Here is a 15,859-nt window from a genome sequence, read left to right as displayed (position 1 = left end):
GCGCTATAATTTTTTTGCCCAAGCATCAGCCGATTGCTCAATCAGTTGATAAGCATAATCAAACGCTTCTTTGCTTTGACGATAAGGATCGGGAATATCTTTTTTACCAATCCACTCACCAAACAGCATGGTTTTGCCACGCGCTTCGGGAGCAATTTCCGTTAACGCTTCAATATGACCTTTTTCCATTACCAATATCAGATCGTATTGAGCACAAAGCGATGAGGTTAACTGTTGGGACTGATGGTCACTCAAGTCAATGCCTAACCCTTCAGATACTTCAACCGCCATAGGGTCCGCTGGTTTGCCTACCAAGCCACTTTTTTCTGCGCCAAGCCCTGCCGAGTCGACTTGTTTAGATGGCAATCGTTGCTTCAACACGTGCTCGCCAAAAGGAGAGCGACAGATGTTGCCGACACATACAACTAAAATTTTGTTAAACATGAATCACGCCTAAAGTAAAAAAGGTCTATCCACTATGGCCAGTTACGAACACGTAACATTGCTTCTGTTAAATCGTTAAAGCCAGATATGCTTGGAACCAACATACTGATTACACGGTTCCAACGCGTCAGCGGTGCCGCTGTCACATAAACAATATCGTAGGGCTGCATATCGAACTCAGTGCCGATCACCAATGCCGAAGCATCTTTAATATTTAACTGATAAATATCTGCCAGGTGTTTTGACTTATCTTTGGAGGTGCGAATAACGAATACGCCCGTAGCATCCGCAGCCAATTCATTAATACCACCAACGCTACTTAATGCTTCAGTCAGGCTCATACCGGCGCGATCAATTTTCAGCATCTGAGGGTTATTGACTTCCCCCATCACAAATAATTTCTGACTGTCGTTGCGTGGCACATGAATGATATCTCCACCATGCAATAAGCGGTTTTGAGTCAAATCACCACGTTGCATCAAGGCATACAGAGAAACGTGCTGCTCTTGACCGTTGCGTGTTATCGTCACATTGCGCCAGTCTGCATCCGAAGCCAAACCTCCAGCCGCATTAATGGCATCAAGAAGCGTTAAAGGAATATTGGTAATTTCCTGTTTGCCTGGGGAAGAAACCTCACCGGTAATGTAGGCTTTTTGAGAACGGAATGCAGCGACGCTAACATCAACCTGTGGGCTTTCAATGTACTTTGCCAAGCGCTTTGAAATATCACTACGAATCTCACCTACGGTTTTACCGCCTACATTTACAGTACCGATATAAGGGTAATAAATGGTTCCATCAGGGTGTACCCAGTGGCCAGCTTCCGCTGCACTACGGTATGAACCGGCTGGAATGGTTAATTCAGGGTGGTCCCATACTGTCACACTGAGTATGTCACCAGAACCTACACGGTACTGGTACTGTGCAACCTTCTGATCAAGAACTGGGTTCGCTTTAGAGGAAAAATCAGGCGTACCACTATAACGAGCTACCGTTTGAGCACTGAGCGTATGTAGATTGACGACCTCTGAAATCTCAGAGTTCTGATTCGCCTCATTAACAGTCACAAGGCTTTTGCTATTTGTAGAGAGGTGTGAGCCCGGCAGAGTACAGCCAGCTAACAAGGTAGGTGCTAGCATCACTAGCATGAGTTTTGATTTAAGTTCCATGTAAGCCAAATAATCAAGAGTTGAAAAGCGTTAGCAGTTAACTTTACGGAAAACTCACTAACATCAACTATAGTTAAGTAAGGGTAAGGGCTGGACGCCCCTTAGAATCGGGAGTTGCGACGATAGAACCATCACGATAAAACATAAGCAATTGATTTAAATTAGATAATTTCTTTACATCGATACTAGCAATGAAAATTTGCTAATTTTTTACACTAATTGACATTTTTCAAGATAATGTCAAATCTTTGGAGGTTGGCTTGTTCACACGATTTCCATGTGTAATATTTAGCCTTGCAAGACCTTCTTAAGACGCTACCGCCCATCGGCTGTACGCAAACCACATAGCGCTACACTCACCACAATGTTAAAAATTGGTGTTGAGTTCTACTGACGTTTCTTTTTTGAGACGCGATAAACCGCGCCTATTTTTTATAGTTTCAAGCGCAAACATTATCCATATTGGGCTCAAGATCACAACACCTTTTCGTATGAGTAGCTACACGTAGTTGCTACGACCAGCCAAAAGCTTAATTCGCTCCAATCACAACGCTCTGAATACGGCATCCTGATGTCATATTGATTGCGAACTATCGACAACGCCTAATTCCGCAACTTCATTTTTTGCATTTTCCATTTGTTAAAAATGCTGACAAAAATATAAAAGATGTGCCAGATTAAGGTTGAAAATTACGCTCTAAACGACTACAAAAGAACCTATAGCAAGTACCATTGCTAGAACAAATAAACTATACTCGGTATTCACATAACTAAAGTTTGGCTAACTAACTAATAAATAATCACTAATATGACCGATACAATCAGCGATACAATTCAGAAAAGAGATACGTTAGAGTTGCCAGCAAGCCATTCTATCGAAAAAAAATCTAATTTAGCGGATGTCACTTCGGATTCTCTAAATACATGTATTTATATCTACTGCCCCAAGCCTGATGAGGATAAAATTGCTGAGGTTTTAAAGCGACACCCAGAGATAAATACTCAAATAAATAACTATGCAGTTAGAGACTTTAAAGGCAAGACGCTTTGCCACTTCAAAAGCTCACATTTGACACCTGAACAGCAGGCATTTTTAGTTGCTGCAACTGAACTCGGCGCTTGGGTTGAACCTCTGGTGAGCTACTTTGATCGCCGCCTTGGTTATACCGAAACAGAGCTCTTACATAGCGGTTACTTCTTACATCAAAAAGCTTTTTCTATCCTTTCTAACCGTAAGAACAGCTGGCAAAAACGAGCTATCGATCTTCTGTTTGTTTTCATGTTAGCGTGGGTTGCAATACCTATAGGATTAATCACTGCACTATTAATAAAGTTAGAGTCGCCAGGTCCAGTTTTCTTTAAGCAACGTCGTACAGGCCAGTACAACGAAGAGTTTGAGGTAATTAAGTTCCGATCGATGCGTAATGATGCAGAGAAGAATGGCGCTCAGTGGGCAACTAAAAACGATGCTCGAGTGACTAAAGTAGGCAAATTTATTCGCAAAACACGCATTGATGAGCTCCCTCAACTTATCAATGTACTCAAAGGCGAAATGTCAATGGTAGGTCCTAGACCAGAGCGTGAAGTTTTTATCGCTGAGCTCGAAAAGACCATTCCATACTATCGTTTCCGTCATGCTGTAAAGCCAGGTGTAACTGGCCTTGCCCAAGTAAAATACCCTTATGGAGCCTCTGTGGAAGATGCTGTGTGGAAGCATAAGTACGATGTCTATTATATCAAGCATCAGAACTGGAAGATGGAAGTAAAGATTTTGTTTCTAACGATCAAAACAGTTTTGTTTGGGATGGGGCGTTAATAACATATTCAAAAAATAAAAAAGAGCAGCTACCTTAAACGATGACTGCTCTTTTTTATATTCGTATTCTGGTGTTTCAGGACTTGCGTTTCGACCGATGCTTCATCGTTCCTTTTACTGCGTAAACTGTAAATGTGAATAAACTCCTAGGCAAGCTTAACCCCACGACATCTCTATAAAATCGCCACTGGTATGACAATACGGTGAGCTTATTTGCCGTCATACCAGTGTCCATTCTGTACTTAGCTAACGATTTAGGTAGACAATATGCTTTAGGAATATCTTTCAATATTTCCAGCCATAATCCCATATCTTGACGCTTACGAATAAGCGGCATATAGCGCTTACCCAAGACTTGTGTATCGTAGACTGCAGTCAAACAACCAATCACATTACTGTACATTAGTTTTTTGTAAGTTGTATATTCAGGTGCAGTTACAACATTTAGCTCTTCTTCACTGTTAAATCGCGTATAGTGAGTATATGTCAGTGGGTAGCCATTCTCTATCATGAAAGGAATTTGCTCTGAGAGCTTATCTTCAGTCCATAAATCGTCGGAATCCAAGAAAGCAATAAATCTTCCGTTTGCTTTTTCTATTGCTAAGTTTCGACTCGCTCCTGCGCCTTGGTTTTCCTTATTCTGATATACACGGATATTGTCGTACTTATCAGCGTATGTTTGAATAACTTGCCAAGTATTATCGGTAGATCTGTCATCTACTATTATAAGTTCCCAGTTTTTATATGTTTGGGATAGTACACTTTGAATACTATCTACAACTGTTGAGTCAGAGTTGTATGTAGGCATTATTACAGAAATAAGGGGTTGAGTATTTGGCATAGTACTGGCTACCTTACGAACCATCCAGCTTTTGTACAATTTAGCAAACCAGAAGAGAAGCTATCCTCGGATAACTTGTAATTAACCGAGGGACGAAGCGGACTATTTAATTTTCTTAAATATTTCAGCCCACATTACTTCTGTTTGGGTCTTATATTCCGAAATTTTATTGCGGTATATTTCATCGTCAATCGTATTAATCGAATTACTTAATGCCTCCTTAAGCTTTTCTTTATTCCATTCTGGGGTCGCTAAGAATTGGGCTCTATTGTATTCAGAGAAAAGGTTTTCATATTTATGGCTCCAACTTGTTCCCACACATGGAATTCCTTGAGTCAAAGCGCTAACACAACCGTGAAAACGAGAGCAAATAATGCCTCGACTGGATCCAATTAACCCTTTAACTTTTAATGAGTTATTTTCTTCAATGATATCAATTGGGTACGAAGTTTCAGCCTTTACTTGCTCGCATAGGTCGCCGTCGCACTTACCTTCATGGTTAAGCAGCACTGGTGTATGCCCAAGCTCAACAATACTTTCCACTGACTCTACTAGGAAATCAACATAGCGAGCCTTCCAGCTTGAGTTACTATTTCTCTCATTCACCATGTTGTAATTAGGTATGATGAAAATTGTATTGTTATATTTAGTGTAATCTTCTCCCACCTCACCTTTTACTAAGTTCGTAAAATCAGGGGCTATTTTAAGCTTAGACGTGTCTGTAATGTAAGGGGTAATACCATCAAAGCTACTTTGTTCTCGAGCGAAGATTAAAGCCGCTTTGCTAAAACCATCTTTAACGGCCGCTTGTTTGTCTGAGTCTGTAAAAGGCCCTAAAGCTTGAGGCATAAAAATAAAAGTTTTCTCGTGTTTATCTAGCCTTTTTACTTCTTTTGCTACGGCTTCAAGATGCTTAGTCGGCCATTGATCCCCATAAGCAAACCCCGATGCATCTAATACGACATCTACATCTGCTTCAGTAACAATGCCCCAGTTATTTTTAAGCCAGTTTCTAACTTTGGTTGGTAAATGGTAAGACAATTCGTTCAAGTCTAAAAAGCGCTTTTTCAAAGATAGTTTTTGATACGCGTTAACTCCCACTCTAGCTTTATAAGGCGAATTGCCATTTGGTGCTAACACAACCTCTGCACTTGGGTCAAACTCATTCAATTTCTGAATTACAGCATGTAGCATTAGCTCTGCGCCTTTGTTAACAAATTGAACACCTTTAATTTCAACGATCATTACTTAACTACCTTTATTAAATCAGAATTATCTTTTTTGTGAGAGAATGGAATAAACCCTTCTGGGTCAGCATAACCCACAGACATCAACATTACTGTTCGCTCATAAGGCTGTAAGCCTAGCAGTTTTTCTAATCTCTTCTCTCTGTCTTCTACATCTGGCCAGTTTATCATGCATGAACTAAGCCCCATCGTTTCTAAAGCTAATGCAAATTGCATCGCTACTAATGAGCCGTCTATATAAATTACGTGGCGATCACGTTCTGCAGGATATGCTGATAAATCTCCTACTACCGCAATAATCACTGGGAAATTATGCCCAAAACCAACAGTCCCCATAGCACTATCTGCTACTTTAGTTACCATTTCTTTACTCGTAACCACATGAAACTTAAATGGCTGACGGTTACACGCAGAAGGAGCTTGCTTAGCAACGGTCATCGCTATTTCGAGCTTCTCCATTTCAACTAACTGCTCAGTATACCAACGTGTAGAACGCCTCTGCTTGAAAAGCTTTTCTAGTTGATCAATCGTAATTTCAGAAACTTCACTTGCACTCTTTACATATGGAACAGAATTCATTGTAAGCTCTTCTATAGCCTGAATTTTGTCTAAGCACTCAAAGTAATCAACTTTGGCTTTACAAATATCACGGTCCTCAGCGGTGATATCGAAAAAGTGACTTAATACACTAACACACCAATCTAGTTCTTCTTTCTTGAGCTGGTCGTTATTACAAGCGACAACGAATGCATCAACAGTTTCTTGGATATAGCGAGTAGCGAAGACATCCCTGCGCGGACGCATGATCAATCCTTTTTCTAGACGATGGATATTACGTCTGAGAAGAACTCTGCTATCTTTTGCTTTAGTATTATCATCATGATATTTCAAACTACCTATCAACACCGACTGATGCTCTCGGTAAAATTTTGTACTAAAAAATACATAATATAAAGAGGAAGTGAATCTGGTTTTTGACATCAATCGTATCAAGCCTGCTCTTGTACCTTCTATGAACGTCTTAATACGGCTTTTTGTATTTTTACTTAAAAGCTTTAATAACAGGCTTTTCATTTATATTTCCTAATGCAGTATGTTGCTGGCATAAATGCGGATTTAGTCATAATGACTGCCATAATTTGAGTCTTGGGATGGAACCAAAGCACAAAGTAACTTGCGCTAGCGTACGAAATTAGTGTCGCTATTGCTGCCCCCTCCCCCCCGAACTTAGGGATCATGAAGTAGTTAAGTACAACGTTAATAATTGCAGCGATACCGTGAGTGAAAAGAGAGAACTTCAGTAAACCCTCAGCAATCAGCCATTTACTCAATAGAGCACGCATAAAAATGAAACAGCCAGCCCAGATATGAATGGTCAGAATTGGTGCGGCCGGAGCGTAAGGTTCGCCAAATGCAAGAGGAACAAGCCATTCACCTAAGAGTGAAACTGCAATTGCTATAGCAATTGCCATCCAAAGCAAAACTCCACAAAGCTTTTCAAGCTGACAATTGTACTTTTCCTTGTCATATCTAGCTTTTAATAACTTAGGGAAGAACGAGGTTGTAAGCGCTAGTGGGAAAAAATACCAAACCTCAGACAAGCGAGCCGCAACAGAATACACACCTAGCTCTGCCGCACCCACCATTTGTCCAATCATTAACTGATCAATTTTAAGGTAAACGACTGACATAAAACCAGATAAGACTAGCCACTTTGATTGATCTAATAGAGAAATGGCGTACTTTTTATCCCAAGAGAAGTGCTTTAAACTAACGACTTCAACAAATTGCTTGTTATAGTAAAGATAGCTTGATACATATAGCACTCCACGTACGATAACTTCTATAAAAAACACCCAAATGAAAAAGCTCAGCTCAGTTTTCAGGAAAATACCAAATAACTTAGCAATGCTAGAAATCGCTAACGTGGAAACTCTAATAAAGACAAGGTATTTGGAGGCAACTTCAGCTTGAAAATAGAATTCAATCACGTAAAGAGCAGAAGATATATTGACAAGCGCGGCAACTATAAGCCACTTAGGGTCTACAAGGTCAATAGAACTCTGCCAAATCCAGATAGCGCCAATAGCGATGGCAGCACCGACTATACCTCCCATTAAACGCAATAAAAATGAGGGGGAGAGTACTTCATACTGACTGCGACCATTTACTATCTCCCGAGTAACAAGAGCATTGAGTCCTAGCGAAGTAAAAGGTGCTAATAATGCTAAGAAAGATACTATAAAGTTGTATTGTCCGAATTGTTCTGGAGCCAAGTATCTAGCTAGAAAAATATTAATTAAGAACGTTATAACTAAAGTTATTAATTTTTCACCAAATAACCAAGCTGTATTTTTAAGCGCTTTTTTTGTTGAGTTCATGTTAATTTTATTATTTTTAAAATTTAGTAATCACAAGAAATAGCCTTTATAAATATCTTTTAACGCTATAATTTTACTGTAACGAATCTTCTTAAATGATTTGATATAGAACGCCAAATTAAGGAGAATACTCCAGCCACCAAAGATTTCTTTAAAAGCAATACCTCGAGCTATCATTTCATTACTATTCTTAATTTCTTTACCAGAAGATTCTAAGGGATGTCTTGTAATCACCTCGGGCATAAAACCCAACTTATAACCAGACTTACTCAAGCTTCTCAAAAAAACAGGCTCATCACAAAGAGGGTACTGTGCACCTGCGCCTAAATTTTCTGGAAAAACTATATTGGGATTATTTAATAGTATACTTGCTTTGACTGCGATTTCTATAGTACCAACTTTTAGGATAGATATATTATTATGCCTAAACTCTTTATTCGAGTAGTTTTTAATTAGCCTTTTACCTTCCAAATCTGAAACAGAGAATGTTAGTACATCGTAATCACTATTATCGAATGCCATCGTTATTCTCTCATAACACTGTTTCTCTAATACAATATCATCATCCAGAAAAAATACATAACTTGAATCCTGTGGTATATGTTTTAGGGCTATATTCCTACTTTTCGTTACGCCCTTATCATCCGAAAATAACGTAACCACATCACTCCGATGAGAGATATGGTTGAGGAATTCGTTTTGAGTACTTTGAGCAGCACATTGCGAAACTACAACATAAGAGATTTCATCTCGTTGAGGTAGTAAGATATTAGGAACATTAAGTATACGCTCGCCGTAAGCAGCCACTAAGAATGTAACTTTTTTCATACTATTACTTTCTCAAGTTTCGCTGTTTCAAAAAAAGTGATAGTGCAGACTTATAGTTGTCAGCAGAAATCAATCTGGCCATAGAGAGAAATGTCATGGTTTCTCCCGTTACTTTATAACGCATGATTTCCATCGATTTCTTATGAGCCTCATTCATTTTACTTTCGTGTTTATCATAAAACAGCTCAAACCCTCTTGTCTTCCGATTATTAGAGCTCGATATCCTCTCCCCTTCATGCTCTGTATTTAAAAAGTAGTTGTACTTACCAACTTTATACCCCTTCCCATATCGAGCAACTAGTCGAACCCAAGTGTCATAATCTTGAAAGGCTGGCATCGCTTCATCAAATCCACCAATGGCTTTCAGTTTAGCTAAACTAGTCAACATTTGGTTTCCAACCAAATTTTGATACAGCAAGTTATCTAAATCAAACTCTCCTTGTTCAAAACCAAACTTTCGTTGAATTTCTCTTTTCATAGTGACTTCAATAATATTTGCACAAACCAAAGAGTACTTCTCATCATACACATTGACTAAGTCTTCTACACGAGTAGGTCCAAAGCAGTCATCGTCATCCATACCAGTGATAAGCTCTCCAGTAGCTGAATTCAAAGCCACATTTCTAGAGTAACAAGCTCCACGACCAACATTATTTCTGAAGTATTTCAGAGGGTAAATCAATTGCATCTCTTCAATAACATCTGATGTGTCATCAGTTGATGCATCATCTACTACTATTACTTCAAGGTTTCCATAGGTTTGATTATAAGCTGATTCAACTGCTCGTTTGAGAAGTTCACTTCTATTATGTGTAACAATATAAATAGTCACTAATTTCATATTTATCGCTATTCTTAAATTTCATTAATGTATATGTTCAGTTCGCTCTAACTCCGCCATCTTATAAATACAAAGTATTAAGAAAACAACCCAAGCGAAGTGAGTACTAAGATATTCAGATCGGTAAGTTGATGCAATTAAGAGATGAAAAGTTAAAAGTCCACCAATGAAAAACTTCACAGAGGTAAATCCATATTTAAAGCAAGGGTAGAACAACAACATAAAGAAACTAAAGATCATAAGGATCCCTAACGCTCCACTCTCCCAAAACATATCCAAAATGTAGTTATTTGTGATTCTAAATAAGTAGTCTTCACTATGCATTCCAAACTCATCTAGGACAGACATCGTTCCAAGCCCATGACCAAAAATTAGTTGGGTAAAATTGGATTCTGTAATTAACTGTACAAAAGAAATCATGAACTGACTGCGTGAAGAACTACCTGATGCCTCTGTAGACATTTTATAGTATATAAACTCTATTAATATAGTGCCTATATATATCAAAAACAGCACCAAAACCACAATGAGAACAAGTATAAAGAAATGACTAATTCTAGTCTTCCCTGTTAACACCGTCTTTAAAAAAGTGAATACAAAAACAAACCCCAGCAATAGAATAAAATTAATATATGCACCGCCAGAAAAAGACAATAGAACAATACCGAAAGTCAATAATAATAACATCAATCTTGTTAGGCTATGCCTTACCAAAAACACTATTAGAATTAGAGATTCCATTAGAATTGGAGATAAATAATTTGGTTCTTCAGCAATTGATGTAACGCGAGACGGAAAAACAGCTCTCAAAGCAGAAGGCACACCATGCATCCAATCTCGCGTTTCAATAAAGAAAGGTATCCCCAAAAACTTTCCTATTACTTGCCAGTACCCTAGGACAATAAAAATAAGAGCACTCAACAAACTAAGCTTTATGAATTTTCTTAATGACCTTTCTTTCGCACTTGAAGCCCAAAGAAGAAATATAAAAATATTTAGCATTAAAGAAAAAAATGTAAACATTCTTCCTATAATCACCGATTTTAAATATTCAGCAATTAAGTAATCCCTACTTAATAGAATACTAAAAAGAGAGATAAAAAATACTGAAGAAAACGATAAGCAAACAAAAGATGGGTATTTTTCGAGATTAATCTTAGTTGAGGATATAAAAAAGTAGGTAAATACTAACAATGAAGAAAAAAACAAAATAACTAAGAAAATTTTATTCCATTGTGTGACTGATAGTGGTGCAAGCAACGCAAAGAGACACATATGTGCCTCTAATAATTTTTTCGGTGCTAGATTTATACTATGCATTTTTTCTTTTTACAGCAATTCGAATTAATGCAATGAAAATGGATAAAATTGTACCAATCAAAGTACCAAGAACACAGATGATTGCTCGACTAGGACTATCTTTTTCTTCAGGAACGACTGGAGGATCGATAATATCAAAGATGTAGTTTTCTTGAGCTTCCGCTAGCATTAATTTTTTTGTCTGTTCTTCAACTAACTGATAGAAAACATTTTGCATTTCAGAAAGGTTAGTAAGGTTCAACTGCTTCTCCAAGTATTGGATGTTGTTCTTGGCTTGGTTGATATCCTTATTCTTCATCCAATCATTTAGGTCTGATATGAGCCAGTTTAGCCATTGCCTTGCTAAAATCGGTGACTGGTTTGTCAAAGATATGATTGTCGATCCACTTACCTTATTCGAGTCGATTACTAGCAATTCGTTTAAAGCTTTCGTAGCTTCCAAGATCGTTGGCTTTGGCGTTTTCCCTTCACTTACAACTCGAGTCCAAGTTCTTGTGCTCTCATCATATATTTCTGGATCTATATATACTTTTCCTGAAGTTGCATCCCAATGGTCTATAGCCATCAGTGGAATTAGCAAACCTCTACGCTCAATGAAATCCCCTAAGAAAGCTCTTGAACGCAAAGATTCAAGTGCAATTGCTTGTTTTGAGCTATCTTGAGAACCAAAACCAGCTATAGCAGCTAAACCGCCAAGTTGGCTCATTGCAGAGCTAGGTGCACTATCTGTAACGGGAAATAGCACAGCTTCGGATTTATAGAGGTTAGGTTTTGAAAGGGCAAAAATGACTGATGCCACCGCAAAAACAAATGTTATTGCAACAATAATAATCTTTTGTTGCCACAGTAAGCGTATTAACTCACTGATATCAAGTTCAAACTGATTTTTTTCCATTAATAATGCAAGGGGAGTTACCCCCCTTTCTCTTGTTGAGTGACTATACTATTAGACGGCTACTTCAACGCATTTATCGCTACACCTGTTTGGTACAGGATTTGCGTCGCGGCGGTCCAGGTGCTTAGAGCATCGCGGTAATCGGTATCGATTGGTACGACTATGGTATCACCGGCACTTAGCTCTTCGTTGTTATTACCAAACCAGTAGCCTGATGTTGGCTTGTAGACGGAACCATCCGCACGTACTACGAAGATACGGTCTTCATCCGCTTGTTTTTTCACACCACCTGCTTTGTTCAGGTAATCATCCACATCCAGCTTACTATCTAGCAGATAAGTAATTGGAACCTGAACTTCGCCCATGATTGATACTGTGTTGCGGAAGGTTGGAACAAACAGGAAGTCGCCGTCTTCTAACATGAAGTCCGTAGAACGCTCACCTTTGGTGATGCGATCTAGCTGAACAACCATACGGCCAAGTGCTTTACTACGGCTTGCTTCTTCAACAAACTTCAGTGTTTTATCAGGATCAGAGATAACAGAACCTAAGTTGCTGTCTGCACGGAAGGTTTTCTTCGCGGTCTCGGCACGCATATCCGCAGCGTACTCGTTTAGCAGTTTCTGCTCTTGTAGACGTAGCGCTTCACGAGTGAAAATTGCACCTTGAGGGTGTGCAAACTCTGTCAGACCACCCGCTCGTTCAAGTAGTTGGCCAAGTGTCTCGCCCTGACTCACTGTGTAAGTACCGGGGAAACGAACTTCACCTTGCAGAGTTACTGTGCTTTGCAGCTTAACACTTGGCTTCTCTAAAATGTTTAAACGGTCACGACCTGCGATAATCGCATCATCAGCAGTGCTACCTTGAATCGCTTTGCGTAGATCGATACGTTCTACATCAATATAAGCACGCTCATCGACACTATTAACCACGGTGCGAGCAAGTTCCGCATTGATCGTGAATGCGTTGTAAGTCAGGCCGCCTGCCGCTTCAACTAGTGTAGAAACTGTCATTCGTGGTGTAAGAGGATAACGGCCAGGGTGTTTGACTTCGCCGAACACTTCCGCAATTTGTGGCGCTAGACCCAATCGCGACTGTTGTTGAAGTTGCAACAACACTGGTGCCAGTAAAGCACGACGAGTATTTTGCTTTAGTGCTTCAAAGTCTTCCTTTGTGATCTCCTTACCTCGGAAAATAATTTTCTTTTTCTTAGCGTTAGCTTTTGACTTGCTATCTACCGCAGTCACAGCAACAGCAGGATTTAAGACATCTTGTTCTTGCTTCAGATCCTGCTCAGCCTGAGCCTGAGCTTCCTCAAGAGTTTTTGCCTTGGTCACAGACTCTTCTTGTGCAAGATTATCTAAGTCTTCATTATTAAAACGGTTAAAGACCAATACTCGGTCGCGAGAATTAAGCTGTAAGTTGTCTTTACTGCTTGGGGATAGAATCGCTTTGGCAAGGTTGACTTGATGAACCTCGATATCGCGTTGAGAATTAATTTCTCGTACGACTACAGCGTAATTAACATCTGCTGTTGAGTTGAAAGAAGAGTCAACCGAGTGGAAAAGGTCTGCAATACGTAGCCCGCTATTCCATTCAACAAAACCAGGATGGCGCACGTCACCTTCGATTTGAACATAACGAGTCAGCTCTTCACTTTTTTTCAGCACGTTGATGGCATCGCCATTTTTTACTTTAGCTTGTTGATCGGTAGACTGAGTGAAGTTGAGCGTCAATGCTTCTCGAGTGCCTTTGGCTGCGTAGCGTTTCACTTCAATCTGGTCGCCGTATGCATTGGCAGTTAAACCACCCGCCATTTGAATTAATTGTTTGTAGGTTTCACCCGACTTAACTTCATAAATCGCTGGGCGGTTAACTTCACCATCAACTGAGACGGTTTGTGCCACCGAGCCAATAAACACCACATCCCCTGGCATTAAGCGTACATCGTTTTGAGCATCACCTTTTAGCAGCAGGTCGTACATGTCTAGATTACGAATCACCTGACCATCACGCTTCAACTGAATATTACGCAATGCACCACTTTCGCCAAAGCCACCGCTGTAGTAAATCGCCTGTGAGATCGTTGTTAATGCACTAACCGTGTAAGCACCTGGCTTGTAAGCATCACCCATGATAAATACTTGCATGGTACGCATTTCACCAAGAGAAATATCACTGCGAACACCAATCATCTGTTCCTGCACGCGCTGGCTAAGTGAGTCGCGCACTTCCGAGAAGCTCATTCCCGCAACCTGTACCGGACCTAACGATGGGAAATTGATGATACCCGCACGGTTAACGCGCAGACGGTGAGTAGTATTCTCTTTACCGAACAACTGGATAACGATTTCATCGCCAGCTCCAACCGTATAATCAGCAGGTACAGGGACGTCGCTAATAGGAGCAAAGGTAGTTGGTGAGCCAGCAAAAAGTTCTAAACCAAAACGTTTTAACTCTGTCTCTTGCTGGTTTACTTGCCCGTTTTGAGCATTTTCGTTCACTGGAGTACGTGACTCAATCACCTGAGGGTTCTGGTAACTCGTTGATTGAGAGGATCCTGATCGGATGGAGATACCATACTGACTGGCCAATGCTTGTTGTTGATCGGCAGGTAAGCTCTTAAACATTTGCAACTGTGCTGGAGTCGGGTTTTGCGCCAAAGTGTATGGAGCAAACATGCTTGCCAGCACACAAACCGCAATAGAGAAATATCCTTTAAGCATGATCATTCGCTATAAATATAATGAAGTGATTAACCTAGATATGACGTCCTAGGCTATGAGTTTTTAATTAAATTCTTTTTATTAAAATCGGTGTTGGAAGCCAAGTGAGATTCCATTCAAGCGAACTTTATCTTCGGAAGCGCTATCCATAAACTCGAATACGACAGCACTTTGCTTATCGAGAGCGTAATGCGCGCCCATACCAAAGCTAACGCCTTGATCTTTGCCAGATCCAACATCCTGTTGGTCTATTTCCACGCTAGAGTAACCAGCCAAAGCATACAAGGCGACACGCTCAGAAACGGGAATATTAAATTTGGCAAAACCAGCGGCAATACTATCGACAGTCAGACCACTATCGCGTTCAAGAGAGGTGCCGTAACGGGCTTCTAATGCAAGGTAATCATTGAAGAAGTAGCCAGCTTGAGCCTGAAGAAGAAACGGGCTGCCTTCTGCTACTGAAGATGAGGAGGTGTGGTGATATTCGGCGTTAGAGTAACTCAATAACGCACCGGCATAAAAATCTGCTGAGGCAGAAAAAGAGCACAAGCCTAAACTTACTGCGCTCAACGCCCCTAGCCATGGTCGTTTATTAATCACGTAATTGTTCCCTAGGTATCGACCTACCGCTGCGCCAATGCGAGCAGTAAGGCCTGGTAAATATCTCTCGCGTTCCACGCTACCGCCCTGCGGCATTTACGCGTTAGCCACTGTTCGCTGATTACCGATTTATTTCATTCGGTTTATTGATATAAATATTTTTATTTAAGCCTTTGGCTTGTGAAGTTAAATCAAAAAAATCATGATTTAAAGTACTCTACAAAGCTGCCAAATTATGCATGTAATGACAAGAAACGGCAAGGGGACTAATGTGTCTAGAATGTAAGAATGAGATGGGCGTTTTTAGTAAATAAGATGTAGAAGGGTCTAGAGATCTAGGTCCTAGGATCCTAGGGCCTAGATCTCTAGGTTGTTTATTTTCATAATTTTAACAGCAGAACACATACGAAACTGTTTACATGCTGGCGATTTTTTATCTAAAATACATTTTGGAACATCAATTTATGTTCCAAAACATCGATGTTTTTTATACCGGATATAACAAGGATTAATAATGAAGAAGACAGCTCTGGCTATTCTTATGGCTCTAAGTGCATCAACAGCATTCGCAGCAACTGAAGCAGACAACGCTGAGAACGCAGCAAACCTTGCTAATGGTGAAGTTGCAGTAGGCGTTGGTGCAGCAGCAGCAGCAACTGTTGTAGCAGTAGCAGCGACAGACAGCGACTCAAGCACTACAACTACTTCTGCTTCTGCTTCTGCTCAGCAGTAAGACTAAAAGTAGTAGATT

At 40.0% G+C, this 15,859-nt stretch carries 13 protein-coding genes and 1 pseudogene; 2 read left to right on the top strand and 12 right to left on the bottom strand.

The window, feature by feature from the left end:
* Nucleotides 1-3: 3 nt before the first annotated feature.
* Both ACWYU8_RS17560 and ACWYU8_RS17555 read right to left on the bottom strand, forming a co-directional pair.
* Nucleotides 4-444 carry a low molecular weight protein-tyrosine-phosphatase gene (locus tag ACWYU8_RS17560; protein ID WP_457521019.1) on the bottom strand — a complete coding sequence of 147 codons (441 nt, stop codon included), beginning with the start codon at nucleotides 442-444 and terminating at the stop codon, nucleotides 4-6.
* Between the two features lie 32 nt (nucleotides 445-476).
* Nucleotides 477-1,613, bottom strand: coding sequence for a polysaccharide export protein (locus tag ACWYU8_RS17555; protein ID WP_457521018.1), 1,137 nt, complete (start codon nucleotides 1,611-1,613; stop codon nucleotides 477-479).
* An 808-nt stretch (nucleotides 1,614-2,421) separates the two neighbouring features.
* Here ACWYU8_RS17555 and ACWYU8_RS17550 point away from each other — a divergent pair.
* The gene (locus ACWYU8_RS17550) at nucleotides 2,422-3,429 is read left to right on the top strand and encodes a sugar transferase (protein WP_457521017.1); all 1,008 of its coding nucleotides are present in this window, start codon (nucleotides 2,422-2,424) and stop codon (nucleotides 3,427-3,429) included.
* 76 nt (nucleotides 3,430-3,505) lie between these two features.
* Here ACWYU8_RS17550 and ACWYU8_RS17545 read toward each other — a convergent pair whose 3' ends face one another.
* From ACWYU8_RS17545 to ACWYU8_RS17500, 10 genes and pseudogenes are all read right to left on the bottom strand, one after another.
* Complete coding sequence (locus ACWYU8_RS17545) at nucleotides 3,506-4,270, bottom strand: glycosyltransferase family 2 protein (protein ID WP_457521016.1); 765 nt, start codon at nucleotides 4,268-4,270, stop codon at nucleotides 3,506-3,508.
* Between the two features lie 102 nt (nucleotides 4,271-4,372).
* Nucleotides 4,373-5,515, bottom strand: a complete 1,143-nt coding sequence (locus ACWYU8_RS17540; protein WP_457521015.1) for a polysaccharide pyruvyl transferase family protein — start codon at nucleotides 5,513-5,515, stop codon at nucleotides 4,373-4,375.
* Entirely contained in the window at nucleotides 5,515-6,591 is a 1,077-nt protein-coding gene (locus tag ACWYU8_RS17535; protein ID WP_457521014.1) for a nitroreductase family protein, read from the bottom strand. Before ACWYU8_RS17535 ends, ACWYU8_RS17540 begins: the two co-directional genes overlap by 1 nt.
* Nucleotides 6,588-7,898: a flippase gene (locus ACWYU8_RS17530; protein ID WP_457521013.1), complete on the bottom strand. Its 1,311-nt coding sequence runs from the start codon at nucleotides 7,896-7,898 to the stop codon at nucleotides 6,588-6,590. The genes ACWYU8_RS17535 and ACWYU8_RS17530 overlap by 4 nt, the downstream gene beginning before the upstream one ends.
* Before the next feature lie 30 nt (nucleotides 7,899-7,928).
* Nucleotides 7,929-8,726: a glycosyltransferase gene (locus ACWYU8_RS17525; RefSeq protein WP_457521012.1), complete on the bottom strand. Its 798-nt coding sequence runs from the start codon at nucleotides 8,724-8,726 to the stop codon at nucleotides 7,929-7,931.
* 4 nt (nucleotides 8,727-8,730) lie between these two features.
* Nucleotides 8,731-9,567 (bottom strand): glycosyltransferase, encoded by an 837-nt coding sequence (locus ACWYU8_RS17520; protein ID WP_457521011.1) that lies wholly within the window; start codon nucleotides 9,565-9,567, stop codon nucleotides 8,731-8,733.
* 24 nt (nucleotides 9,568-9,591) lie between these two features.
* The gene (locus tag ACWYU8_RS17515; RefSeq protein WP_457521010.1) at nucleotides 9,592-10,887 is read right to left on the bottom strand and encodes a hypothetical protein; all 1,296 of its coding nucleotides are present in this window, start codon (nucleotides 10,885-10,887) and stop codon (nucleotides 9,592-9,594) included.
* A complete protein-coding gene (locus ACWYU8_RS17510; RefSeq protein ID WP_457521009.1) occupies nucleotides 10,880-11,782 on the bottom strand; it encodes a Wzz/FepE/Etk N-terminal domain-containing protein in 903 nt (300 codons plus the stop codon). Before ACWYU8_RS17510 ends, ACWYU8_RS17515 begins: the two co-directional genes overlap by 8 nt.
* 59 nt (nucleotides 11,783-11,841) lie before the next feature.
* Nucleotides 11,842-14,238: pseudogene (locus ACWYU8_RS17505) on the bottom strand (SLBB domain-containing protein); the annotation flags it as partial.
* A gap of 351 nt (nucleotides 14,239-14,589) precedes the next feature.
* A complete protein-coding gene (locus ACWYU8_RS17500) occupies nucleotides 14,590-15,108 on the bottom strand; it encodes a porin family protein (RefSeq protein WP_457521052.1) in 519 nt (172 codons plus the stop codon).
* Between the two features lie 514 nt (nucleotides 15,109-15,622).
* On the opposite strand from ACWYU8_RS17500, the gene ACWYU8_RS17495 reads away from it, so the two are divergent.
* Nucleotides 15,623-15,841 (top strand): hypothetical protein, encoded by a 219-nt coding sequence (locus tag ACWYU8_RS17495; RefSeq protein WP_457521008.1) that lies wholly within the window; start codon nucleotides 15,623-15,625, stop codon nucleotides 15,839-15,841.
* Nucleotides 15,842-15,859: the final 18 nt, after the last annotated feature.

The organism is Vibrio limimangrovi (genome assembly GCF_054064025.1).
Note: the sequence above shows the minus strand (reverse complement) of the source record. Positions and strands in the feature narration are given on the sequence as shown.